Raw genomic sequence first — 25,091 nt, 5'->3', positions numbered from 1 at the left:
CAGTAAAGATGAGATGCGGCGATCTGTATAAAAGTTTACCGCGACACAACGCAGATGAGAAGGGATGATTACGAATGAAAAACAATATGAAAAAGGTAAGTACAATCATGGCTCTTTCTATGGCACTAAGCGGCGGAGCTGCTTATGCTGCTTCAGTAGATAACACGGTGCTGCCTACGCAGGAAACTGTCACTCATGCCCCAATTACTACTACAGGAGTTGTACATGTATCCATCAATGGTGCAACGGTTGCTAACGGATATTGGACTCAAGACGGTAAGACAGCCATGATCCCGCTTCGAGCGCTAACCGAAGCTCTGGGAATCGAATTGAAATGGCATAAGGAAGACAAGTCCGCAGAGCTGACTCGAGGCGCCTTGTGGACTCAGGTATTTGCAGATAAAGATCGTTACTCCGTCAACAAAATGCTGCTGACCCTCGGTACAGCTCCTGAAATTAAGGATGGGACACTTTATGTGCCGGCTGTTTTTGCCGAAAAAGTACTGCATGCAGGGCTGAGCACAACTGGCAATCAGGTGACGATTACAAGTGAGGAGGACGTTAAGACGGTTACAGAACGCGGTGTAATTACTCACATTTCAAACCAGGATAAATATCAATCCATTCAGATTGGCGGTGCGGGGCCTGATGGCATTGTGTTAAATCTGAGCGAGAATACGCAGCTCATTTCGGCGGAGGGAAAAGAGATTAAACTGGCTGACCTGTCCATCGGTATGGTTGTGGAAGCTGAACATTCATTAATGATGACCAAAAGTCTACCTCCACAAACACCAACGTATAAAGTAACCGTGCTGGACACAGCGGCTGAAACAACAGCGCAACCAGAAGAAACTTTTGGGACAGCCGGCACGATCGAAAATGTCATTGCCAAAGACGGCATGGTAGCCCAGATTGAGATTAAAGGTACACGTCTGGCTGAGACTGCACCAGACCATGTCGTTTTGAATGTAAACAATGAAACGTTGCTAGTGAATCAGAAGGGCGAAACGGTGAAAGCCGAGCAATTGACTGAAGGTGCCAAAGTGATGGGTTTCTATAGCCCGATGCTGACTCGCAGTCTGCCTCCAATCGGCACAGCCTGGAAAGTGGTTGTTGAGATTCCGACAGTTCAGCCCAACGCCGAGTAAAGAGGTAGAGTGGTAGGATAAGCCTGTAGGCAAGTAAAGTAGAGTACGTGTGGAATTACACGAAAGTGCGAAATTACGTGAAAAGGCTAAAAACGCTAAAAACCTTTCCCTCCTGTCTTCTGCCAGGGCGTGGAAAGGTTTTTTTCACAAATGAGTCCGTATCAAAACTTCTAAGGTTCATATCTGGTATCTGTTTTTTTAAAAATTTATAAACTCGCAGTATCTCGAAATACTTCTTACTACAAATCTACCATGATCGTGAGGCGACAAAACATATTGTACCTTTAAACTAAGATCAAAGTCTCGTTGCGACAAGTAATAAGGTATCTGCCGATCATCGAGATGATCTAAAACAGGAACTCTATATCAAAATAATTGAATCATTACAAAATTTCAACATTAGTACGTTGAAGTAAAATTTAGAGAGTGTGGTTGTAAAAAAAAAGACTCACTTCTCTTTATACATATGTGAAGGCAATACGGCATTGCAGAAAACTTGGGAATGGTGTTCTGGCTATGATTCCTCCCTATTACTCTTCTACTAAAATTAAATTCAGGAGTGATTATTATGGCAAATCTAGGCCCTGGCGGAGCAGACCTTATCAAATCGCATGAGGGATTTTCCTTGAAATTTTATGGAGATCCTGTTGGGTATCCAACAGTTGGATGGGGACATCTGATAACAAAGACTAAAACATATACTAAAAACACAACAGGTAATCCAAAGGATTCTCTTCTAACTCAAGCACAAGCTAATGCGCTATCAAGCTCTTTAAATCTAGGTTATACTTCACCAATTTCTCAGTCTAAGGCGAATACTTTTTTTAATGAAGATACTGCTAAGGCTGTTTCGGAAGTAAATAAATTGTCACTTCCTGACGGCCATACACTTTCGCAAAATCAGTTTGATGCCCTTGTTTCACTCACTTTTAATGGAGGTCCTGGGGTGTTAACAACTCCAGATGTAAGAACCATGCTTGCCTATAAGCAAATCTATCCAACTTTTATTGGCCCACGTACATTAAACGAAATTGATAATTGTTCAAAATTGGTCAGTAAAGCATTCTCATATGATAAAAATTTACAAAGACGAAGAAATGAAGAAGCCACTTTATTTTGTAAAGGCTCTGGTTATACTCACAAATATCCAGTATATACTCTGTAGTTCAATCGTTTTAAGACATAAACAGGAAAGAGGCTGTCCCAAAAGTTAATATTCTTTAGGTGGAAACAAGACCTATAGCTTCTTCAAAGCTTAACATGTAAAAAAGGAGCGATTCTCCGTTATTGGAGGACCGCTCCTTTGCGTTTCTGGTCGTCCGTTGCTTGCCTCAGCAGGTTATGGGGGATCGAAAGCCGACCGACCTCTAGCGTCATCTTTTCCATGCCGCGAAGCAGAAAGCACCGGTTATTCTTTAGTTGTCCAAATTCACTTTCCAGCTCCATCATCCGATGTATCAGCGATTGGAACAACGGTCCGTTTTCAGAGCGTCAACCTAAGTGCTCACGTTGCTCTTACTATACAATAAAGAACTTTCCCAAACAGCCATTTTATAGCTTTTAGGGCAGCCCCTTTTTTGGATTAATCCGAGATCTTTTTAAGCTCAAAAATAGTTGCCTCTGATAGCAAGATAAGTCTATCACTATTAACAGCAAAAAAATTTAAGCCAGAAGGTATGCCAAGTTTTGTATAAGGATCACTTACATCTATTACTTTTACTACATCCTTTATATTTAAATCTGGAATATCTATTTTGTAGAATCTAAAAAAAGAGTCAGATTCAGTACATATCGTTGTGATTTCGTATAATGGATCTTTTAGTTCAGTTTGATATTTCGTGTATTTTTTGAGTCCTTTTGATGAAAAGAAATTTTTTTTTATGATAATTTTATCTCCAATAAATTTTTGCCCTGTTGGATATTCGGAAGCATCATTGTATGAATTTGCAAACCCCAGAAGTTTCTCAACTTTCCACGTTCCATAGAAATTTTTTGCAGTTTCACTATCCAAGCTTATACGGTCTACAGTACAATCTCCAGAACGATCTGTATTCTGTTCCGGCTGAGTTGTTACTTGTTTACTGGGTAAATCCCCCGTACCTTGCTTGACTGTAATGGGCTTATCTAATCCACATCCCGAAAGCAAAATGACACTCAATAACATCAATAATCCTAGCTCTTTTTTCAACACTCTAATCTCCTTTCACTTACCTAGCAAAAATTATATCAGAGCGAACCGTCAGAGGAATGACATAACATTAACATTATTTACGATTAAAGTTAAATTTATGTTATATGATCGCAAACATTAAAATGCTCAAATTAGTGAAACATCGCGGAGTGTTCATAACACTATCCTGCCTTCCCCGGTCTGCCCGTTTCGACCTCGGCTCCTGCGGGAGGAGGAGGTAAACGAGGCACACGAAACTAGAGCCAAGTAACCCGCAGCGGGGCTTACCGGATTAATATACTTCAGCCGAACAAAAAACGCCCAAGTGGATACACTACCCCTGAACGTTTTCGAATTACAGACTTAAGAGATACTTGATAGTAATAAGGACTAATTAAATCACTATCTGACCTCCCTCTTTGGATTCCAGATACTTCTAAACATTCCAGCTAGCAGACTTCATGCCTTTCCACATTTTGAAAACAATCGATTTGGTTCTCTTCATTCCACCCCCTCTTTTCCTCTGCATCAGACATAAGAAAGCTAGACATGGATTTATCAGTGGAGCATAACCAGCTTGGCTAGAGATTCAGGTACAACAAGAAACGGCTTATAATATTAACTAGAGCATGTTAAATACCTGACAATATCGCCATTGAAGGCATTCCACTTTGTCCTACAGAGAAATTATGTAAAATGCAGTTTATCTTGCGCTTTGTTTCTGTATGCATCCTATTCGTCCTCTCGTTCTACAAATACAATCAGCATACAGGACATAAGCGCTTATAAAAATTAAAAAAATCCAGCTGCTTAAGCTAGCTTTTTAAAAGTTCCAGACTGACCATACTTCTTCCTGTAACTTTATTGAAACGAATATTGTATGTGATGATATTGGTTAATTAGTAAAGCGCAAGGAAAAGGACGATTGGTAGACCAGGTGGAATCCAAGGCCGGATATAAAATGTTTGATTATGACTCATCCGAAGAATCTATGCTTGCTTCAGCCTCAATCTCCACCATTAGCAAGGGATCAATGAGTGCACTTACTTCGACCATCGTAGCTACAGGCTGAATCTGTCCGAAAAATTCACCATGCGCTTTACCAACCTCTTCCCACTGCGAAATATCTGTGACAAACATCCGTGTTCGAACAACATCGGTCAAGTCAGCGCCAAGCTCTTTCAGTGCTTTTTCAATCGTCTGCAAAATGAATTTGGTTTGCACATACGGGTCACCCGCACCCACAACGACACCATCCTGCATCGCTGTTGTTCCAGCAACCTCAACCCGATTCCCTACACGAATTGCGCGGCAATAGCCAACCAACGGTTCCCAAGGGGAGCCGGTAAACACCTGCTGTCTGCTCATTCTCTTGTCCCTCGCTCTATGTAATTTATAATTTGATTAAAGATGAATTATATCAGTCTGTCTTCATCTCAATCAATGGTATAAAACTTGATTTCAATTTTATTTCCTCAAACGGAAAAATCCCCTGAACAAATCATATTCACCTTGAGTAAGGTTTGAGTGTTCAGGGGACGTGTATAACGAACAAAGTGAATTACAGTTTAATATTAGCTTCGTCAAAGTAATCTTCCAGCGTTAAACCACTCTTCACAACATCGGGTGCAATATCTGCACCAACATAACGAATGTGCCAAGGCTCATATACATAACCCGTCTTGCTCTCTTCACCTTTCGGATAACGAATGATAAAGCCATACTCGGCAGCATGTTCATCCAGCCATTTGCCTTCTTTGGACGAGCCGAACACCTCTTCCAGTACATTCCCCACGCTTGGACTCGATACATCTATGGCAAGTCCTGTCTGATGTTCGCTTCGGCCCGGCACGGCACTTACACGGGAAGCATACTCTTCCCCTTTGGTTTTCACATTATTGTTGTAAATGGATACCTGACGCTTGTAAGACCTATATCCCGATACGGCACGAAGTTCAATCCCGTCAGCTTTGGCACCGGCAAACAGTTTCTCCAGCGCTTCAGCGGCTTCCTTGCGCATATGCCGCTTCTCATGCGGCCCCTCGAAGGAGAACGGCACGTCAGGCTCGACCAGATCACTCGGTTCATAGCCTTCTGGTAGACTACGCTGTTTGTTGACAATAACCGTCATCGCCTGCGCATTGGTCACCACGGACTGAGAATCTACAGTTGTCTGAAGGGCACTGATGCTCCGTTTCTCCATTAGCGGGTCTTCTGATGTTGCCCCACCGCTTCCATTGTCTGATGAACCCTGTTCTTCTCCTGCGGGTGCGCTGTCTGAGCCTTTGTCTGTCCCTTGTTCGCTATCTGAATTTGCGGCCTGATCTCCTTCCGCACTTCCCTTACCATCGGAGCTGGATTCATCGGTTAAATGCACGGTTGTGCCATCGGCCCCCTGCTCCGTATTCGGTGTTCCGTTTGCGTTCTGATTACCGTTCGCATCGGAACCGTTCTGGCAAGCAGCCAGCAAGGCTCCACATATCATAAGTGAGGACAGCAGAACCACGATTCGGCGCTGTCTTCCTGTTCCTGATTTCATCATAAAACTCCTATCACCTTAGTAGAATGAATATCTTTTTTACGTTTTCTCATGGTTACTATGATGTTCCCTGCGACAGTATACCTTAAATGTGCGATAAGCTCCACCTGTAAAGAGTTCTTTCTCCCCGTCTCTATGCAAAGATATACCCTTTATACAGCTTGTAGCCTTTATTTCTGTACATTTGATGCCACATCCCAAACTTAGATAGCTTCAGATGGAAATTGGAAATGAGGGATAGGCTCCACAACAAACAAGCAGGGGTGATCTGGTGATCTCCCCCGCTGTACATGTGTAATGCATTATTTGGTAGCCGGGCTGTCCTTGTGCTTCTGGACAGCCTGCCACATCCGCGCAGCCACGCGCTCGCGGATAAGATCCAGACCTGCTGCTGCGGGCACYCCCTGCAGCAGCGCGGTCAGCTCGGGCAACGCAGGCGGTTTGCCCGGCTGCGCGAGCCGTACCTCCACGGCGCCGAAACCCGGCCCCGGCTGGTGCATGGCGCCGTCTGCGGCGGCCTCGGCGATCCACTCGCCGACGGCCGCGCCGCCTTCGCCAGCCCGCGCTTGCGGGCGGCCCGCCGTCTCCGCTGCGCGGCCCGGGCCACTGGAATCATGGGCAAGTTCCTCTGCCCATGATCCCAGCACGCCGGCGAGCAGCGCTTCGCGCGGCAGGCCGGCGTGCGCCAGCAGCTGCAGCGGCTCGGCCGCGAAGCGCGCAGTCACGGCGCGCTCCGCCGCCGCGGCATGCGCACAGCCTGCTCGGCCGCAGGTGCACGACGCCGCTGCTGGCGCTGCACCGAGCACGGCTGCGCCTGGCGCGTCAGCGCGCTCGGCCGCGGCCAGCAGCCCGGCGAGCTCCTCTGGCGCCGGGCCACCGCGCAGCAGGGCGTACAGCGCCAGCGGGCGCTGCCGAAGCTGCGCCAGCACGGCCTCGCGCTGCGCCTCGCTTAGCTGTGCCAGCGTGCCCTTGACCTTGAACATGCCGGATGCGGCTGTTCCTGTCTGATTTGCATCAGCATCATCGGGCACTTCTTCTCCCACACCTGCCAATGTATTTACCTCTGCTGTCCACACTCCGGGGGACATATGCAGCTCAATCTTCCATTCTTCACTCATCATCATCCCCCTCTCTTCATTGATCATCCAAACAAGCTTTACCAACATCAAGCCGATTATTCCTTCATTGCCAAGCATTCAAATTTAGTTAGAATCACCCTACCCAGTACCTACCTCAGCGTTAACCTCACAGCCAAGTTTCCCCTTGAAGCGAGATCAAGCTGCGCAACTCATCATCCGACATCTCGGTTAGCCAGTTCTCGCCTGAACCAACAACCTGCTCAGAGAGAGCTTTTTTACTCTCAATCAGTTCATCGATCCGTTCCTCTAATGTCCCCTGACAAATTAACTTGTGGACCTGAACGTTGCGATTTTGTCCGATACGAAACACACGGTCTGTCGCCTGATTCTCCACCGCCGGGTTCCACCAGCGATCATAGTGAATGACATGGCTTGCCCGTGTCAAATTCAGACCTACGCCGCCTGCACGAAGAGATAGAACAAACATGGACGGGCCTTCTCCCTTTTGGAACGTCTCCACCATTTCATCCCGCTGTGCCTTGGAAACACCGCCATGCAAGAAGTAAGGTTCTTCCTCATAACGCCGATTCAGTCTGGAAACTAACAAATCACCCATTGCAACGTACTGGGTAAAAATCAGAGCCGATTCTCCATTGTCCCGAATAGCATCCAGCAGTTCCATTAGCCGTTCCATTTTACCAGATGCTTCGGTCTTACCATGATCCTTCCGGCTGCTGTCTGCCAGCACAGGATGATCACAGATCTGCTTCAGTTTGGTCAGAGACGACAATACAATGCCTTTGCGCGCAATGCCGTTACGGCCATCCAGCCCACCCATCAGGTCATCCACTACGCGTTGATACAGAATCGCCTGCTCGGGTGTCAGTGAACAATACGATTTCAGTTCCAGCTTCTCCGGCAAATCTTTGCGAATATCCGGATCACTTTTCAGCCTGCGCAGCATAAACGGCGACACCAGTCGATGCAGCTCTCGCAGCGAGGCCGCATTCTCTTCCGAAGGTGCTAACCCTGTATATCGCTGGCGGAACGAAGATGATGTACCGAGATATCCCGGATTGAGAAATTGGAAAATAGACCACAGCTCACTTAGCCGGTTTTCCACCGGCGTTCCTGTCATGGCAATCCGGTGAGAAGTGGATAAACGCATGACACTCTGTGCCTGCTTTGTCCGATAGTTTTTAATATATTGTGCCTCATCCAGCACAACTGTAGACCAGTGCAGTGAAGCCAGATCCAGGCCATCTCTTCCAGCCAGATGATACGTTGTGAGCACAATATCATGCTTTTGCGCTTCCTGTTGAAAAGCCTCCCCATGCAGCCGCTGCCCGCCATGATGAATATAAAGGGTCAGGTTTGGAGCAAAACGTTTCAACTCACGTTGCCAGTTGCCCAGCAAAGACGTTGGGCAGACAATAAGCGTAGGCCATTGGTTTTCCGGCATATCTGCAGTTGGATCAACAACGGAATGCTGTGCTTCTTGCATTGAAGCCTGCCGCTCCTCCTCTTTACGATCCAGCAGACAGGTGATAACCTGAACCGTTTTTCCGAGTCCCATATCATCCGCCAGACACACCCCGAAACCCAGCTCACCCATGGCAGATAACCATTGAAACCCTCGTTCCTGATACGGCCTTAATTCCCCGTGCAGCTCCGATGGCACTGGACGGGGCTCAATGTTGCGAAGCACCTGCCCTTCAAGCAGGAATGCAAGCATGCCTTCGGATTCAGCACCGAAAACAGACATCCCTTTCCAAATGGAATCCTCCCCTTCATCTGCAGCCAGATGCAACCATTCGGAAAGCGGCATGTATTGCTCTTCTTCTTTTTTCATATAACGCAGCACTTGGCGAATCTCTTTGGTATCCACTTCGATCCATTCCCCGCGAAACATAACATAAGGAACGGTGGATTCCGCCAGTTCGGCAAGTTCCTCCGCTGTTATCGGCTTACCATCCAGCATCGGCTCTGCTGTAAAGGAAACCAGTTGCTCCATTCCCAGTGAAGATACAGCACCAGGCTGACGCTCCGGGGCTCCGTTCATCATTTGCAAGCGCAGGCCAGCGCGTCGTTTGCCCGCACGACTCCATCTCGAAGGCATCAACACCGTTACGCCTGCCTTCTGCAGCTTCGGAACGGCATGAGTAAGAAATTCAAAAAAGCTCTGTTGCTCCAGTTGAACCCCTTCAGGACGTGCATGTAGCAAAGCAGTTTCCAGTTCCGGTGCAAGTTCAGACGCCTGACCGATGGCCATCAGTAACTGTTCTGAAACGGATGTGTAATAAACCTTTCCCCGATCCAGATCTCGCTCGGGATGTGCCCAAATGCTTCGTGCAGGCAGCCTGAGGCCTGCTTCCTGGTCACTGTCCACCCAGAAACTGATGCCCCAGGTGGTGTCCTGTTCTCCCAGCGGCGGCTCCAAACGTAACACTAGCTTGAATTGACCCACGGCAGGTGGCATTTCTTCGACACCAAATGCCGGCATCGTTGTACCACTAGCTTTGTCGATTGTCTCCACGAAAGCTGCCATATCCTCTGTTGGCCCTTGTACGGTAACAGGTCGAAACATCGAAATCAGGCTATTCCACCAAAGCTCCGACACTGGTGAAGATCCGCGTCTAAACGCAGTCCGGTAACGGGACAACTCACCATCCATACCTTCCAGTTCACTCGTTACAACAGCATGAATGATGCCGCTCATAAACGAAAACAATACCGTCCCTGCCGCTTCCTCACGCGTCTCTGGCTCCGTGGAGGCATATGCTCCAGGCGCTGATAGTGCAATCGGTGGCATCGACTCGGCAAGGCTTCTGAAACGCTCCTGATCCTCTTCCAGTTGTAGTCGCGGCCGCCATTCTCCTGTCAATGTTTCCTGTCCGGTTCGCCGCCTCGCGCCGGTCTTGGCCGCAAATGCAGCAGCCGGAGCAATCGCCCCGCGAAGCAACAGTTCCTGTGTGAACTGTGCCGCCTTGACCCAGTAACGCATCTCTTCTCCAGCCTGAATTCCAGCTGCATGTAACATCTGATCGTCCCACTGCAGCAATAGTCTGAAAGCGTCCTTCGGTGAAACTGCCAATCCTTCCAGCGTGCGACCAAGCAACTGCCGCCGTTTCACATTTTTGGCTTCCGCCGCATTTCGAAGCGGATTCGGCCAGCGCAGTTCCGCTAGCCGCAGCGCGGCAGGCTGAAACAGACGACCCCCGTCGCCGAATTGCAGCCTTCTCACCACGTGGCTCCATGCATCCACACGCGGTTCCGATGTTTCACCGGAAAAACAAAAAAATACGTCTCCAAGCCATACTCCATACAGCGATTGCATCATTACAGTCTCCCGTCATCCCTTCGCATTGTTACTCTCCATCATATACGAAAATGAACGGATTTAAAAACCTTTACACACAAAAAGTGCTGATTACACTCTTTTCTTGCACAAAAAAATGCCCCTTCTCCAGAAAACGGATGAGGAACATTTTGTTAGATCGTGTGACTGATCCAGATGATGTAAGTCAGTCAGGCTCTCACCTATTTGATCTGATCAAGATCTGACCAGACTGCCAAGCAGTACATCCAGGTTCAAAATACCTGCGCGGTGATCTGCACAAAATCCGATTTTATCGAAAACACCAAGCATGAAGCGACGGTGTTCTTCTGCCGGCTCTTCAAAACGATCATACGTCACAACAGAATCGACCATATCTACAATCAGAGGTACGAATCCGTTCTTATAAGGGACAACGATAATCCGTGTAGATGAGCTATCTTCCTGCTCCGGCATGCCGAGCAACACGCGAAGACTTACGACCGAAACCACCTTACCATACAATGAAGCGAATCCTCTAATCTCGGGACTTCCAAAAGGAACCGTTGTAACCTCTACCATTCTAATAATTTCATGAACCTGATCAATACGAAGTGCAAAAATCTGTTCTCCGACCGAGAAATTAATATATTGCTTTACTTCATCCATAATTGTCCCCATACCCTCTCATTCCGTAAAATCAGATCTTCAACACACTTTTGGCTGTAGAACTTTAGACGATGAGTCGTTACATGTTGTATCGGCAATTTTGACGTAAATGTTTAGGCTTTCAACAGAAGAATCACAGTCCACATCCCTTTACTTGTGCTCTTTCCAAAAAAAGATGCATGCACCCCCTATTTCTGTGGATAACTCATTAAAACGATCTTTATTTTTGCTTTTCGTGGCTAAAAATATAAGGTTATACCTCTTTTGTGGATAAGTTGTGCACATATTGCTCACAGTCTGTGGATATATACCTTTATCCATGTGGATATTTGTTATTTTAATGTGGACATGTTGTGTATTTGTTTGTAAATCTAACGTAAACTTTGTCGTTTTAAGGCCAGTTATTCTTTAATGTGGACACATTGTGGAAAGCCTTTCAATGACAGTATTGGATCTCAAGCTTCCATCCTATCGTTGTTCATATGGCTGTTTTCGGCCCATTCCATGAGAATTACCGCGGTCTGTTCAAACTGGAATACTGGAAAATAGTGACCATAAGGCAGAGTGATTTTTTGGTAACCGTCATGTAATCCAACTGGGTAATGATAATCCCGATCCTTTTCAGCCCAGATAACCAATGGATCTCCAGTATTCTTTGTCTGCTTGAGGTTTCCGTATTGTTCCCAAAAGCTCAACTCCTGCTTGTGACCCAAATGAATCCACCGCAACAGATCGACATGTGCACCTGCAATGCGAGGAGAACGGAAGGAGGCGTATACTCTCTGAGCCAATGTATCAATGCTGTCATCTCCAACCCCAAGGCCACTGCCTGTACCAAACATCCGTGCCCAACTCCGCTGAGACTTGCTTCGGAGCAACGTTCTCACAACACGGCGGGGCAGTCGGAGCATCTGTTTCAAACGTCGACTATTCCCCTCATTCACATTGTCCGCAGCAGGCTGGAGCAAGACCAAACGTATATCTTTACGTCCGCTTCGCTTCAACGCTGCCGCTGCAATGGCAGCACCTACAGAATGACCGATGAGTTTGAGTGGAAGCTTCATTTCGGTTAATGCATCTACAAGGGCATTAACCTGACCTTTGAATGCATCTGGTTCCAGGTGAACAGGTGAGCGACCAAACCCCGCCAGATCAACGATCCAGACCGGATTCCCGGTAAGTTTCCGCAGCTGTAGTCCCAGTGGAAGCAAGTCATCGGCACTTTGTAACAAACCATGCACGATCACCCAAGGCTCTCCCTTACCTTCCCAACCTAACATCGCCAGATTTCCTCTTCGTACTCGAATACAATCGGTCGGAACATGTTCCGTTTCAGGCTTTGGCAGAAGACGGTAGTCCAGATCAGCCGTAATGAATGGAAGCTGCTCCCGAATATCTGGCCAGGTTCTGCCCATTCGTTTCAACAGCCCCTCGGTCTCCTCCACCTGAAATGTCCGGTCCGTAATAAAAGCAAGGGATTGAGCAGGTATACCGCTGATGCGGGTTCCTCCTATGTTCAAGAGCTCTTGAATCCAGGATAGCGGTAGTGCTCCTGCTGGCTTAGGTACATCCAGTTGCTTCGTTAGTATGTGCAACAATTCCTTCATATTCGGGCTAGTTTCCTTACGTGCGAGCAGTGGATAAGTCCCTCCAAGCGGAATAGCATCTTTTGTTAAAAACACAAGTGTCTCTGCGACCACATCATTCTCGACCAGTGGTAGCCAGTAAGACGATCCACCAGGTACCACAGGCATAAAGCCTTTCTGAACCGCACCAATAAGCAGTCCAATGCCACCCGTCTGCTCCGTTTCACCCGTTGGGCGAGGCCCGACGACTGTACTGGGATTTACGACAGAAAGCGGATAGCCGTACCGCTTCGCATGCTCACGAATATAACCATCCGCTTGGAATTTCATCTCTTCATACGCACTCTCTTGGCTGTCCGAATGATTAAATCTGATCTGTTCCTCTCGCTCGCTCCCCTGTCCATAAGGACTCATAAAACCGACTACATGAATAAAATGCCGTAGTCCTCCGCGACGCTGGATATCCTCTGCCAACTTGGCTATTTCTCTCGCCCCGCGCCTGAAGACTTTCTCTGCTATCTCTCGTTCCAGCGTAATGTCCATCGTTCCGCCTGAATGAAGAATGACGTTAGCTTCCCTGATCAGAACGCGGTCTTCTGGTGTTAGTCCCAGACCTTGCACAGATAAATCTCCTACGATAAATGTAATCCGTTCAAAGTTACTCACGCCGTAACTCTCCAATACTGTTCTGGCCCGCTGTTCAGAGCGAACCAGCAGAAGCATATGTACATCTGTTTTCTCCACAAGCTGTTTGACCGTTTCCTTTCCAATAAAACCGGTACTGCCTGTCATGAAAAGAACGGTTTGCCCTAAATTCGTTGTCTGATTCATCGAGATGCCTCCACACTATTTTTTAGTTTGATTTCCGTTTTAGTTCTGTTTTAGTTCTGTTTTAGTTCTGTTTTAGTTAGTTCCATTTAATTTATCTTTTTCCGTTCAGTATCACACTCTTAATTAGAACCAAACAGTACTAATTATTCTTAAAAAAAGAGCTTCGCTTAACGAAGCATCTGACAAAATGTTTGTGCTGACTGTTTAATAATCCCCAGATCACGAGAAGTTCCGGCTAGGATCAGCGAACCTTCGAGTGCCGCAACAAATAATGCAGCAGCTGCTCTTGGCTCAATCCCTTTGCGGAATTCTCCAAGTTCCACCCCTTGCTGGAGCAGCTTTTCCACCATAGGTACCAGCTCCCGGAAAAAGATCGAAATGCTTTCTTTCGCAAGGGAAGCACTTTCCGGTGCGTGCATATAAAGAGTGACAAACGGACACGTGCCTTTAAAATTTCTACTTTCTATACCTGCCGAGAGTAGGTCTAGGAAAGAGTTCATCCGTTCTTCCACTCCCCGCTCACGCTGACTTAGAAGCAGATACAGCTCGGATTCATATTGTGCAATCCAAAACTGCACAACCGCCTGAAGCAGTTCCTCCTTGTTTTTAAAATGATAATAGATATTGGATTTGGATACGCCGCTAACACGTACCACCTCATCCATGCTGACATAAGCATAACCTTGCTGGAGGAATAACTGAGCAGCAACTTGCACCGCTTTGGTGCGGTTAACTGGACTAGAACTTCTGGGACTGAAGCTTCTAGGTTTGGATGGTTTAGAAGATTCAGGAGTCCCTTGATGTGATGTATGGTTATCGTTATTCATAATTAGAACTATATAGTACTACTTTAACAAAAGCAAGTATTTCTGTTGATAAAAGCAGCTCAGGAGATCATTTTCTGAAAAGTTGTCCACATTTAGATCATATACACACAGGATATCCACATATAGTATTAACCCGCTGTAAAGTTGTACTTTAACTTGTATAAAGGAGCGCACTTATCCACATTTTCAAGAAGAACACCGTACAATAACAGGGAATGCGAAGAAGCCAGCTGCAAAAGATGCAACTGACTTCAAGTGTACGTACTTTACTTATTTTTTAAGACTATCCCAGTTTTGCTGTAATGCATCAAGCAATGCTTTTTTGTCCGATTTGCCTGCTACATATGCCTGAATAGTGCTGCCAAATTCTTGTGGAACGCCTTCAGGGAAACGGTTGAAGTTCCAGCTTAACGTTTTATTTTCCTGACTATATTTTATGATATCTGTTGCGAGGTCACCGAGTTCCTCCTCGGATGCCTGAATAGAACTGAAAGCCGGAATGAACTTAAATTCTTTAGTTAAATAGTTTTTGCCAATGTCGGATGTAACGAGCCATTCCAGGAACTCTTTTGCCTCCGACTTCACTTGGGAGTTTTTATTCACAACCCAGTAGTTAGGCACGCCTACAAACAGCTTATCATTTGGTTCATTCGTAATTGGCATAGGTAGAATGCCCAGATTCAGATCCGGATTAATGCCGTCAATCTGTACCTGTGTCCAGTTTCCTTGCTGCATCATCGCCGCTTCACCACTAGCAAACAGAGTTACCTGTGTGTTGTAGTCTGTAGTCAACGGATTTTTGTTGCTGTATTTGAGCGTCAGATCAAGCAAGTTGATCCATTCCTCGAAGACTGGGTTACCCGGAATTTTCTCCGTACCCTCGTTCAGCCCTTGAATGAATTTAACCGGATCGGCCTGGTTCGCAAATGCTACATTGACATTATGATTCCCGAGCACCCACCACTCCTGATAACCGTTCGAGAACGGTGTAATGCCTGCGTCCTGAAGTTTCTTGGCTGCTTGGTCCAGTTGATCCAGTGTTGTTGGGATTTCAGTAATGCCTGCTTTGGTAAACAAATCTTTGTTATAGATAAAACCGTATCCTTCCAGCGCGAGTGGCTGTCCATAGAGCTTGCCATCCTTAGTCATCGGCTCTTTGGCCACTTCCAGTACATCCTTAGCCCACGGTTCACCAGATAGGTCTTCGAGATATTCGAGCCAGGTGTCCAATTCACGGTATCCACCGACATTAAAAATGTCCGGTTGTTCACCTGCGGCAAACTTCGCTTTTAATGCAGCCCCGTAATCACTGCCACCGCCAACCGTCTGAATGTCCAGCTTGACACCTGGATGGGAAGACTCATACTCCGCTTTAAGACGATTAAGCGCCTCAGCAATTTCAACTTTGTATTGGAAAATTTTAATGGTTTTGGAGCCACCCGCTGCGTCACCACCACCCGTTTGAGCATCTGTATTCACGGGACTACCGCTTTTATCCCCGTTTCCACAACCTGCAAGCATGACTGAAAAAGCAATGAGCATCAGCAATGTTAACTTTGTCATTCTTTTCATAGATACACTCTCCCTGTAAGTAGTTTCACTTTTACTGCCTGCACCTCTTGCGTACCCTTTTCCTTTTACTCTGGCTTTTAATTCATTTGTTTTAAAATGACCCTGTCCTGTCTTGCCCCTGCCTTTTCTTCTTTTGCTTACTATATAGATGAACTAACACAATTCCCACAATAGGTATATGCGTAGTTGATCACGGATTAACGGTCAAGCCAACTCATGTCGCTATGCCTTTGATACCGGTGGGGCCAGTTCTTGTGCTTGGCCTTTTACAGAAATCCATTCTTTGTATCCCTTGTTTTAATCTCGTCTTTACTCTGTCTTTTCACGTTCTGCTGCTCTGGCCCATCTGCCCAAGCCCTGCGGGCAGATGGGCCTTTTGCCCACCTCTGTGCGAGGCAGGAGCGGGGGCATCATGATGCGCTGGAGGAGCGGAGCGTTCGCCTTTGAACCTCGGGGGCTTCCTTAGCCATCATACATTCAGGCCCCCGAGGAGCAACAGCGACCGAAAGCGCACATGATGCCGGAGCGGCCAGCCTTCGCACTTCCCTCACAGATGCCGGAGCGGTCCAGCCCTCGCACTACCCCTTAACGGACCCGGCAGTGATACCCTGAATGATATACTTCTGCATCAGCAGGAAAAATATTATAATCGGCATGATACCAAGCACCAATGCGGGTAGAGCCAGATCCCACTGCTTGGTATATTGTCCAAACAGTGCGAAAGTCGCAATTGGAATGGTGCGCAGATTGGAACTTTGCAGGATCAAGGATGGCAACAGATAGTCATTCCAGATCCAGAGCGTATTCAGAATGATGACGGTTACATACATCGGTTTCATCAGTGGGAAAACAATCCGAAAGAATACCCCATAGGCCGAACTGCCGTCCACACGGGCCGCTTCCTCGATCTCTAGTGGCACCGATTTAACGAATCCATGAAACAGGAAGATGGACATCGGTGCCCCAAACCCGAGATAACAGATAATGAGTCCGCCGAGACTGTCGATCAGCCCCAAATTGCTGGTTACCGTAACAAGCGGGATCATGATAGACTGGAACGGAATCACCATTGCCGCAATAAACAGACCGAATAATATCCGGTTGAACCGTGTATTGCTGCGAACCATTCGGTACGCGGCCATGGAACTGATCAGCACGAGCAACAGATTGCTGACGATCGTTACGATCAGCGAGTTCATGAGCGCCGATGGAAAACTAATTTTCTCCCAAGCGTTCGCGTAGTTGCCCCATTGGAACACTTCCGGCCAGGCAGCCGAATTAGTAAGCAGGTCACCGAAGGTTTTAACTGAATTGACAAACAGGAAGTAAAACGGAATCAGGAACAACAATCCGATCAACACCATAACAATCTCGGTAATTACGGTACCGAAGCGATAATTTTTCGTTGTTTCCATCAGGCTTCAACCTCCTTACTCTTCGTCAAACGAACCTGAACCATGGTGATGATGGCAACGATCACGAAGAATATAAATGCTTTGGCAGTTCCGATCCCGTACCGGTTGTTCACGAAGGCCTCATTGTAGATATTAAGTGCAACCGACTCCGTTGAGCCAAATGGACCGCCCTTTGTAAGCGACAGGTTGAGATCAAACATTTTGAAAGACCAAGAGATTGCCAGGAACAGACAAATGGTTACACCAGGCATAATGAGTGGTAAAATAATGCTCCGTAGCACCTGACCGCGACTCGCTCCATCAATCTCGGCAGCTTCCAGCAGATCGGGTGATACATTCGTTAAGGATGAGATATAGATGACCATCAAATAACCGGCTGTCTGCCATACAAAAACAATGACAATTCCCCAGAAGGCCGTCGGCTCATCTCCCAGCCACGGGAGGTTGAAGAAGGACCATCCCGTCACGTCACCGACTGCTGAAAACCCTTTCACAAATATGAATTGCCAGATAAACCCGAGTAGCAATCCACCGATTACGTTAGGCATAAAAAAGATCGTACGCAGAATATTTCTCGTCTTGAGCGGTTTGGTCAGGAAGTAGGCCAAGAAAAAACCGATGACATTGGTGAGGATCACCCCTACAACGGTGAAGCGTACTGTGAACCAGAATGCATTCTGGAACTTGGGATCGTTTGCAAAAATATGCGCGAAGTTATTCAGTCCAACCCAGTTAATGCTGGCAGATACTCCGTTCCAATCCGTAAAGGAATACATCATGCCAAGCAGGAAAGGGACCACGATGATGAGAATAAAAAATACAACGGAGGGACCCACGAACACAAGCTGCTGTAACAGCTGTGAAGATTTGCGATGCTTCATATCGTTCTCCCCTTCTATAGATGGATGATATTGGTCTCTTTTTCTATTAAACTCCAAAATCGTGAAGGGAAACACCGACACTCGTGAACAGTTGGGTGTAAAATATTGTCCTCTCTTGACGAGCCACCAGAAGGGGTGTACTGATGTCCAAATATTATAGTATCCGCACCAAGCTGATTGCCTTTATGCTGATCGCAACGACCATTCCGCTCCTGGCATCCATTAGCATGACCTTTATTCAGACCAGAACAGCCCTGCGGGAACAGGCTCTGGAAGAAAATAAACGTCTTATTTATCAAGCTTCAACCAATCTCAACAATTATGTTGATAACGTGGCACGAGCCTCACTCGCCGTATACAATGATCCGAATTTCCTGCGGAATCTGGCTAAATTACCGGGCGATTATCGGGCTGTTGCCGAGGTATATACGACATTACAAACGATCAGAGCGGCTATACCGGATGTGTTTCAGCTCTATTTGCACTCTTTTGTATCCAACCAATCCACCTTGATTACGAACCCTTTCCCAAAACGGGAGGAACGCAAGCAAGCTTATTCTGATTCATTGCATGGTAAAACGGGGGACCCAGGATCAGATATCTGGGTAGAATCTGCACATATGAGTCATACCTATGGTTTCAAGGCGGCTTCTCCTGACGATTCACCAAGATCCGTGATTACCCTGCATCGGATCATTCGGGATATCCCCTCTCCTGAACAACTGGGCGTTCTAGCCATCGATCTCAACATGAACAGCATTGCTGCGATCTGTAGCAGATTGTATGATCCTACTAAAGAGCAGATCTATGTGGTCGATGGGCAGAACCGGATTGTTTATCAAGGACGTACCGAGATACAAGCGGCTAATGAGGCTGATCATCTGCAGCAAGTGGCAGGAAACACATTGCAAGATGGACGAACCCTTGCGGGTTCGGCACGTAACGCGGCTGGACATTTTGAACAGGACCACTCCATGTATGTGTATCAGCAGCTCGGCAGCAGCTATGCAGATTGGACCATCGTTAAACAAATTCCGAATGAAACGTTATACGCGAGAGCCACTGCACTCACCTGGAATAACGCAATCATTGCGATTGCCGCCTTAATGCTTGTTATTGTGGCAACCTTATTCATCTCCATACGAATTACTGGTCCGCTTAAGCAGCTCATGCGATATATGAACCAAATTCAGGCAGGTCGCCTGCATGTGGATATCCGTCTGTCTAGCCGGGATGAATTCGGGGTGCTTGCGAGGCACTTCCGGGATATGATGGACACCGTGAATAACTTAATCCTTCGAGAATATCAACTGGAGATTGCCAACAAGACAAATCAACTCAAAGCATTACAAGCCCAGATTCACCCGCATTTCCTATATAACACCCTGCAATCCATCGGTACGCTGGCATTACAACAGCAAGGAAAGCGGGCGTATACTTTACTTTCTTCCCTGTCCAAAATGCTGAGGTACAGCATGCGAGATCAGACCTGTGTAACCCTCCGTGAAGAAGCGGAGCATGCCCGGTTATATCTGGAACTGCAGCAGGAGCGATTTGGTGATCGCCTAGAGGTACATTTGAATTTTGCAGAAGATACACTCTCTATCCAGATGCCTCGCATGACATTGCAGCCTCTGATTGAGAATTATTTCAAACACGGAGCCGATGTACAGCCAGAAAAAGGATATATCTCTGTTACCAGTCGCCGGTTGGACGAACACTGGATTGCGATTGAATTAATTAATAACGGACCTGTCATCCCTGAAGATAAGCTGGTCGAGATTAGGGAGTGGCTCCAGCCCCAAACCATAAATTCAGGGATGATATCTCAGGAGTCAGCCCTGTCCGAATCCATCGGCCTTCGCAATGTGGCAAGCAGACTTGCACTTAACTCTCATCCCGGCAAACCTGCCAGGATCGAAATAGACAATATAGAAGCAGGCGGTGTGAAGCTTCAAGTCAAACTATACGCGGGAGAGTGAACAACATGAAAGCACTGCTTGTTGATGATGAACAGCACGTCCGCCACGCCATTCAGCTTCTTGGTCTTTGGGATGATCTGGGGATCGATGTCCTGCTGGAAGCAGCGGACGGAAACGAAGCAATCGAAGCAATTACAGTGCATCATCCCGAGATTATACTGAGTGATATGCGCATGCCTGGCAAGGACGGAATGGCCCTGCTTGAGTGGATCTCGACTCATGCTCCTCACAGTAAAGTCATTGTCATTAGTGGGTATGACGACTTTGAATTGGTAAGGCACGCCATTCGGCATGGTGGCATGGACTACTTGCTAAAACCCGTCGAGGCAGACGAATTAAATGCCTCCCTGGTCAAGGCAGTGAAGGCCTGGGAAGATGAGCACACCTTACGCACAGAGTCTACCAAACAGTCCATCGTAGTGAATCTCATGCGCCCGCATTATCAGGATCGCCTGCTCACCGAGCTGGCCATTGGCAGAGGCAACACTTCCGCACATATTCAGCGACTACAAGAAGAATTGGATCTACCCTGCCTCATTCCAATGTGCTGTGTTGCTGTCACCAGTCTGTCCCATCTGGATGCAGATTGTTTGGCTAAATACCGTAGTCAGCCGGATCTGCTTGTATTCTCGGTGCTTAACATCTGCGCGGAGATGTTAAGCACACCAGCCGAAGGTGTCACCTTCCGTCAGCTTAACCAGCCCGATGAAATTGTACTGCTTCACTGGGGGTCACAGTCCTCACTGGTACGCATTCTGGAAAGCATTAACGATGGGTTGGAGCAGACGATTCAGCGCAGACTTCATTTCGGGATATCTACCTGTGAAAGCTATCCTGCTGGTATTTCGGCAGCCTATCTGGATGCCAGCTCCAAATTGTGGAGACGCAACACGATTTATACGCAGCAGCATATCCACTCCACTCTTGAATCTTCAGTCCGGAGTAAGGTTAAGCGGCTGACTGCTTTTGAAGAGCCTATGCGTATAGCAGCCATGAGTTGCCGTGCTTCGAGTGTATCCGACACCGTCATCGAGTGGCTTGAACCAATCACCAAGCTGGAGGTGATCAATGCAGAGCAGTTGCAACAATGGATGCAAGAACTGGAATGGATGCTAAGCCGCTGGTTAGACGATGCCGAAGGCCCCCTTTCCCCGGAGGAGGACAATATCGAGGATCAGTTTCCTCCTTTTGCAGAGTTGCCCTTTGACCACCAGGGTCTACTTTCGTTCCCGATCCTTCGTTCCCTGCTGGAGCAACGCTTGCTTGCAGCCGGAAAGGCACTCACAGCACAGCATCACGCCGATCCTGATCCAATGCGTGAAATCGCTCGCTACATGGGAGCCCATTATCAAGAGGACTTGTCATTACAACAGATGGCGGCACGCTTTTATCTGAGCAGGGAGTACATCTCGCGTAAATTCAAACAGCAGTTCGGGCTGAACTGGTCAGAATATCTAGGCAAGCTGCGGATTAACAATGCCAAGCTCCTGCTACAGAATCCATCCCTGCGTATTGCCAAAGTCTCGGAAATGGTCGGTTTCCAGGATGAGAAGTATTTCAGCAAAGTATTTAAAAAGATAGAAGGCTTAACTCCTGCCGAATATCGTAAAACCAAGTTGTAATCAGGTTCATAACAAACCTGTTTCGATTCCAGAAAAAGAGGACTTCTCGACATGATCTGTCGGAAGTCCTCTTTATGCCTTACGTTTACATCAACGCAAGTTTATCATCAGGATGGCTTACTCGCTCTCTTTTTTCTAAAGTAATATATCATTCGAAAGACTGCTCCTATTATAAAAATGGTCATAAGCACATAAGGGAAGTTATCCCCTGTTTTTTGAGCTATGATGGGAAAATAGATAATACTGAACAGCAATATGGCAATATCCAGATAGAACATCACTTTCCAATATCTATTGATCGTTATCCCTCCTTCGATTTACCAAATATGGTTCTATTAAAATTATTATATCATATCAATCCATATTGGACGGGAGCGATGGTTACCGATCTCTCATGATCACACCAGACACAAGCCGGATATAGATCAATTCTCCTGCAAGCTCCACTATCGTCTGTGTGACGATAACTGCCGCAACAATGGTTGCCCACTCTGGCGAGAGGGATAACGCCAAAGGTAGAACAACCAGTGAATTACGGGTTGCTGCACTAAAAATCAATGCCCGGCCAGCACCTGTATCCAGTTGGAAAAGCTTTGCAATAAACCTGGATATGAAGGGCATAATGATGAGGTATACAGCATAGATCGGAATGACATTCACAATACTGTTCAGATCATTGTAGACCTTACCAATCTGGGAAGCTACAACGACAACCAGAGCGAGTGCCATCATCGGAACCGGGAGCCATGCCGTCGCATGAAGCAACCTCTGCGCACCTACACCTTTTTTGCACAATACTTGTGTCATCACTGCGAGCAACAGCGGAACAACAATCAGCAGCAAAAAAGCTTCTACAAACGGCCCTGCCTTCATTATCGCGGCTGCATCACTGCCCATGAATAACCAGAGATACCCTGGAAGCAAAATCATTTGAACTACAAACAGCAGCGGAGTTGCTGCCAGCATCAACTTCTCATCCCCCTTTCCCAGCTGTGTAAACACAATGACGTAATCAATACAAGGAGTTAACAAAACTAGATAAACTCCCATCAACACCCATCCACCTGCAATTAGAGCCATCACATAGAACCAAGTCTGCTGTCTCTCCATTATTTCTCTTGTTAACATATCTCTCCCCCTATGTGCCAAACAAACCGATATGGACATATTTCTGTCTACTGCAGCGTACATTGGGACAGAATACAATTCCATTCGGTGTAGCCGGATTATACGTGCAATTACGGAAGGGCAATGTCTGTCTATTTTGCGTATGGATTATTAGATCGAGTCGTTAGTGGGTATATTCATTGTAGACTGACCCGCGGTTCATTACATTGATTACAAAACAAGGAGGAAACACCATGTCCCGTAATAATCCATATAAGTGGTTAAACGCCATCGGTTTTATTGCTGTGATTATTGTAAACTATCTCTCCAATGCGCTGCCGATTGGCGGCAAGACCAACAAGGAAGTTTCGGATATGTACCCGGTATTACTGACACCTTCGGGTTATGCCTTTGCGATATGGGGTCTGATCTACCTGCTACTCGCCGGATTTATCATCTATCAATTCACCCCTGCGTCCTGGAAAAATAATTCGATCACCCGTCTTGGGTATTGGTTTCTTGCCAGTTGTGTCTTTAACGTAGCGTGGATTTTCGCTTTTCAAAATCTGCAGACCGGACTTGCCCTGCTGATTATCGTATTGCTTCTGCTTAGCCTAATTATGCTGTACGTCAAAACACGTGCGATCACCATGCCAACAACGGCTGAAATCTGGCTGGTCAAATTGCCATTTAGCATCTATCTGGGCTGGGTCAGCGTTGCAACCATCGTTAACACAGCCGTTTATCTATACAAAATCGGATGGGACGGATTCGGCATCAGTGAAACGGCCTGGACCATCATTATGCTGATCGTAGGTATGGTTCTGGCGGTGCTCGTCAGCTTCCGTTACCGCGATAGTGTGTATCCGCTCGTATTCACTTGGGCTTATATCGCTATTGCACTCAAACAAAAGGATGTTACTTCTGTCTATTATACGGGAATCATCATTGCCATCGTTCTGGCGATTTACGCCGTATGGCTGTTCCTTGCACGCAATCAAGACCGTGATTGAATACCCTTGTTCAACTGAAATAGTAAAATATAAACCTTAAGCAAAAAAGCCGATTTCGGTCAAACGACCTTAATCGGCTTTCTGCTGTAATTGTATACAACACAGGATTCAATCGCTCATCCTGTGGCGAGGCTGAAATAACATCCTATTTCAGCGCAATCACTTCAATCTCCACCAGTGCATCCTTTGGCAAACGCGCTACTTCCACAGCACTGCGTGCTGGATAAGGCTGCGTAAAGAAGCTACTATATACTTCGTTTACAGGAACGAAGTCATTCATATCCTTCAGGAACACCGTTGTTTTCACCACTTTATCCATGCTTGTGCCTGCTGCTTCCAGAATCGCTTTGACATTGCTCAAAGACAGACGAGTCTGTTCCTGTACATCCGCACCAAATTCACCGGTTTGCGGATTAAGGCCAAGCTGACCAGACGTGTAGATGAAATCACCTGCATCTACTGCCTGACTGTATGGACCAATCGCGCCTGGCGCTTGTTCGGTCGAGATTGCTTTTTTCATTCGACAGGTACTCCTTTGTATTCGCTACCCCGCCGCCAGATGGAGACAAGGATGCTTTTATTTTTAGAACCTATTATACCATGCACCTGTTCTGACAAGAAACGCTTATCCTCTATACATCCCGCAAGTTTAAGCATCCTGCACTCCAAGCGCATGAATCACTTCATTGGAATAAATATGATTGCCCTTTGTCTGAACCATGGCGACATTTATCATCGCTTGAGCAATCGTTGACGCATGAATAGCACGGTATTTGTCTAATCGGCCTTTCATCCAGCGATCCAGAAAAGTCATGACATGCGCAGCAAATTGTTCTCCCGCACGTTTCTCGCCGCGATCACCCAGAATGAGTGATGGACGGAAAATATGCAAGGCACGGAACCCGATGCTCGAAAGAGCATCCTCCATCTCACCCTTGGTCCGGCTATAAAACACACGCGAATCCGCTTTTGCTCCCATTGAGGAAATCACCAGCATCTGCTCCACACCATGCTGCTTTGCCAGCGTCGCTGCACGAACCGGATAGTGGTAATCTACTTCGCGGAATTTCTCCTGACTGCCTGCTTTCTTGATCGTCGTACCCAGACAGCAGTAAAGGTCATCGATTCCTTCAAACAAATGCCCTTGACCCTCAAGCTGTTCCCAGTCTACAACGTATTGCTTCAGCCGGTGATGTTCCAGATCAAGCCTGCGTCTGACCAGAATGCGAACTTCGCTGTAAGCCGAACGCTCTAGCAGCCTGCGAACGAGAAGTCCGCCCACTAGTCCAGTCGCCCCGATCACCATCGCTATGCGTTCAGGATAATTCACCCAT

General features: G+C 46.9%; 19 protein-coding genes. 5 read left to right on the top strand and 14 right to left on the bottom strand.

Annotated elements, in window-relative coordinates; translation table 11 throughout:
- The first annotated feature begins 74 nt into the window (after positions 1-74).
- Complete coding sequence (locus AB4Z30_RS13425; RefSeq protein WP_441927063.1) at positions 75-1,148, top strand: copper amine oxidase N-terminal domain-containing protein; 1,074 nt, start codon at positions 75-77, stop codon at positions 1,146-1,148.
- A gap of 568 nt (positions 1,149-1,716) precedes the next feature.
- Positions 1,717-2,313, top strand: coding sequence for a lysozyme (locus AB4Z30_RS13420; protein WP_441927061.1), 597 nt, complete (start codon positions 1,717-1,719; stop codon positions 2,311-2,313).
- 417 nt (positions 2,314-2,730) lie between these two features.
- On the opposite strand, the gene AB4Z30_RS13415 is transcribed toward AB4Z30_RS13420, so the two are convergent.
- From AB4Z30_RS13415 to AB4Z30_RS13365, 11 genes are all read right to left on the bottom strand, one after another.
- The gene (locus AB4Z30_RS13415) at positions 2,731-3,336 is read right to left on the bottom strand and encodes a hypothetical protein (RefSeq protein ID WP_441927059.1); all 606 of its coding nucleotides are present in this window, start codon (positions 3,334-3,336) and stop codon (positions 2,731-2,733) included.
- Positions 3,337-4,287: 951 nt separating this feature from the next.
- The gene (locus AB4Z30_RS13410) at positions 4,288-4,686 is read right to left on the bottom strand and encodes a RidA family protein (protein WP_441927057.1); all 399 of its coding nucleotides are present in this window, start codon (positions 4,684-4,686) and stop codon (positions 4,288-4,290) included.
- Between the two features lie 193 nt (positions 4,687-4,879).
- Positions 4,880-5,857, bottom strand: a complete 978-nt coding sequence (locus tag AB4Z30_RS13405; protein WP_441927157.1) for a D-alanyl-D-alanine carboxypeptidase family protein — start codon at positions 5,855-5,857, stop codon at positions 4,880-4,882.
- A 302-nt stretch (positions 5,858-6,159) separates the two neighbouring features.
- Complete coding sequence (locus AB4Z30_RS13400; protein ID WP_441927055.1) at positions 6,160-7,023, bottom strand: hypothetical protein; 864 nt, start codon at positions 7,021-7,023, stop codon at positions 6,160-6,162.
- A 79-nt stretch (positions 7,024-7,102) separates the two neighbouring features.
- Positions 7,103-10,276 carry a DEAD/DEAH box helicase gene (locus tag AB4Z30_RS13395; RefSeq protein WP_441927053.1) on the bottom strand — a complete coding sequence of 1,058 codons (3,174 nt, stop codon included), beginning with the start codon at positions 10,274-10,276 and terminating at the stop codon, positions 7,103-7,105.
- A 213-nt stretch (positions 10,277-10,489) separates the two neighbouring features.
- Positions 10,490-10,921, bottom strand: a complete 432-nt coding sequence (locus AB4Z30_RS13390; RefSeq protein ID WP_441927051.1) for a chemotaxis protein CheW — start codon at positions 10,919-10,921, stop codon at positions 10,490-10,492.
- Positions 10,922-11,376: 455 nt separating this feature from the next.
- Complete coding sequence (locus AB4Z30_RS13385) at positions 11,377-13,338, bottom strand: alpha/beta fold hydrolase (protein ID WP_441927049.1); 1,962 nt, start codon at positions 13,336-13,338, stop codon at positions 11,377-11,379.
- 167 nt (positions 13,339-13,505) lie between these two features.
- Positions 13,506-14,165, bottom strand: coding sequence for a TetR/AcrR family transcriptional regulator (locus AB4Z30_RS13380; protein WP_441927047.1), 660 nt, complete (start codon positions 14,163-14,165; stop codon positions 13,506-13,508).
- A gap of 270 nt (positions 14,166-14,435) precedes the next feature.
- The gene (locus tag AB4Z30_RS13375) at positions 14,436-15,737 is read right to left on the bottom strand and encodes an ABC transporter substrate-binding protein (RefSeq protein WP_441927045.1); all 1,302 of its coding nucleotides are present in this window, start codon (positions 15,735-15,737) and stop codon (positions 14,436-14,438) included.
- A 578-nt stretch (positions 15,738-16,315) separates the two neighbouring features.
- Positions 16,316-17,152, bottom strand: coding sequence for a carbohydrate ABC transporter permease (locus AB4Z30_RS13370; protein WP_090918608.1), 837 nt, complete (start codon positions 17,150-17,152; stop codon positions 16,316-16,318).
- Complete coding sequence (locus tag AB4Z30_RS13365; RefSeq protein ID WP_441927042.1) at positions 17,152-18,033, bottom strand: carbohydrate ABC transporter permease; 882 nt, start codon at positions 18,031-18,033, stop codon at positions 17,152-17,154. The genes AB4Z30_RS13370 and AB4Z30_RS13365 overlap by 1 nt, the downstream gene beginning before the upstream one ends.
- A 143-nt stretch (positions 18,034-18,176) precedes the next feature.
- On the opposite strand from AB4Z30_RS13365, the gene AB4Z30_RS13360 reads away from it, so the two are divergent.
- Entirely contained in the window at positions 18,177-20,015 is a 1,839-nt protein-coding gene (locus AB4Z30_RS13360; RefSeq protein WP_441927040.1) for a cache domain-containing sensor histidine kinase, read from the top strand.
- A gap of 5 nt (positions 20,016-20,020) precedes the next feature.
- On the top strand, positions 20,021-21,637 hold the full coding sequence (locus tag AB4Z30_RS13355; protein ID WP_441927038.1) for a response regulator transcription factor: 1,617 nt from the start codon (positions 20,021-20,023) through the stop codon (positions 21,635-21,637).
- Positions 21,638-22,018: 381 nt separating this feature from the next.
- On the opposite strand, the gene AB4Z30_RS13350 is transcribed toward AB4Z30_RS13355, so the two are convergent.
- The gene (locus tag AB4Z30_RS13350) at positions 22,019-22,747 is read right to left on the bottom strand and encodes an arsenic resistance protein (protein ID WP_441927155.1); all 729 of its coding nucleotides are present in this window, start codon (positions 22,745-22,747) and stop codon (positions 22,019-22,021) included.
- 251 nt (positions 22,748-22,998) lie between these two features.
- Here AB4Z30_RS13350 and AB4Z30_RS13345 point away from each other — a divergent pair, with 251 nt between their 5' ends.
- Complete coding sequence (locus tag AB4Z30_RS13345) at positions 22,999-23,757, top strand: tryptophan-rich sensory protein (RefSeq protein ID WP_441927036.1); 759 nt, start codon at positions 22,999-23,001, stop codon at positions 23,755-23,757.
- Between the two features lie 145 nt (positions 23,758-23,902).
- Here AB4Z30_RS13345 and AB4Z30_RS13340 read toward each other — a convergent pair whose 3' ends face one another.
- Both AB4Z30_RS13340 and AB4Z30_RS13335 read right to left on the bottom strand, forming a co-directional pair.
- Positions 23,903-24,277 carry a RidA family protein gene (locus AB4Z30_RS13340; RefSeq protein WP_090918620.1) on the bottom strand — a complete coding sequence of 125 codons (375 nt, stop codon included), beginning with the start codon at positions 24,275-24,277 and terminating at the stop codon, positions 23,903-23,905.
- Between the two features lie 129 nt (positions 24,278-24,406).
- Positions 24,407-25,063, bottom strand: coding sequence for an oxidoreductase (locus tag AB4Z30_RS13335; RefSeq protein WP_441927153.1), 657 nt, complete (start codon positions 25,061-25,063; stop codon positions 24,407-24,409).
- Between the last annotated feature and the right edge of the window lie 28 nt (positions 25,064-25,091).

The organism is Paenibacillus sp. 2TAF8 (genome assembly GCF_052114825.1).
GTDB lineage: Bacteria > Bacillota > Bacilli > Paenibacillales > Paenibacillaceae > Paenibacillus.
This window is presented reverse-complemented; position numbering and strand designations above follow the sequence as displayed.

Excerpts from the sequence above, each read along its gene's own strand:
- AB4Z30_RS13385 (WP_441927049.1), bottom strand. The coding sequence starts at position 13,338 with ATGAATCAGACAACGAATTTAGGGCAAACCGTTCTTTTCATGACAGGC.
- AB4Z30_RS13410 (WP_441927057.1), bottom strand. The coding sequence starts at position 4,686 with ATGAGCAGACAGCAGGTGTTTACCGGCTCCCCTTGGGAACCGTTGGTT.
- AB4Z30_RS13355 (WP_441927038.1), top strand. The coding sequence starts at position 20,021 with ATGAAAGCACTGCTTGTTGATGATGAACAGCACGTCCGCCACGCCATT.
- AB4Z30_RS13405 (WP_441927157.1), bottom strand. The coding sequence starts at position 5,857 with ATGAAATCAGGAACAGGAAGACAGCGCCGAATCGTGGTTCTGCTGTCC.
- AB4Z30_RS13380 (WP_441927047.1), bottom strand. The coding sequence starts at position 14,165 with ATGAATAACGATAACCATACATCACATCAAGGGACTCCTGAATCTTCT.
- AB4Z30_RS13365 (WP_441927042.1), bottom strand. The coding sequence starts at position 18,033 with ATGAAGCATCGCAAATCTTCACAGCTGTTACAGCAGCTTGTGTTCGTG.
- AB4Z30_RS13420 (WP_441927061.1), top strand. The coding sequence starts at position 1,717 with ATGGCAAATCTAGGCCCTGGCGGAGCAGACCTTATCAAATCGCATGAG.
- AB4Z30_RS13345 (WP_441927036.1), top strand. The coding sequence starts at position 22,999 with ATGTCCCGTAATAATCCATATAAGTGGTTAAACGCCATCGGTTTTATT.
- AB4Z30_RS13360 (WP_441927040.1), top strand. The coding sequence starts at position 18,177 with ATGTCCAAATATTATAGTATCCGCACCAAGCTGATTGCCTTTATGCTG.
- AB4Z30_RS13395 (WP_441927053.1), bottom strand. The coding sequence starts at position 10,276 with ATGATGCAATCGCTGTATGGAGTATGGCTTGGAGACGTATTTTTTTGT.
- AB4Z30_RS13390 (WP_441927051.1), bottom strand. The coding sequence starts at position 10,921 with ATGGATGAAGTAAAGCAATATATTAATTTCTCGGTCGGAGAACAGATT.
- AB4Z30_RS13335 (WP_441927153.1), bottom strand. The coding sequence starts at position 25,063 with ATGGTGATCGGGGCGACTGGACTAGTGGGCGGACTTCTCGTTCGCAGG.
- AB4Z30_RS13340 (WP_090918620.1), bottom strand. The coding sequence starts at position 24,277 with ATGAAAAAAGCAATCTCGACCGAACAAGCGCCAGGCGCGATTGGTCCA.
- AB4Z30_RS13425 (WP_441927063.1), top strand. The coding sequence starts at position 75 with ATGAAAAACAATATGAAAAAGGTAAGTACAATCATGGCTCTTTCTATG.
- AB4Z30_RS13370 (WP_090918608.1), bottom strand. The coding sequence starts at position 17,152 with ATGGAAACAACGAAAAATTATCGCTTCGGTACCGTAATTACCGAGATT.
- AB4Z30_RS13350 (WP_441927155.1), bottom strand. The coding sequence starts at position 22,747 with ATGGAGAGACAGCAGACTTGGTTCTATGTGATGGCTCTAATTGCAGGT.
- AB4Z30_RS13375 (WP_441927045.1), bottom strand. The coding sequence starts at position 15,737 with ATGAAAAGAATGACAAAGTTAACATTGCTGATGCTCATTGCTTTTTCA.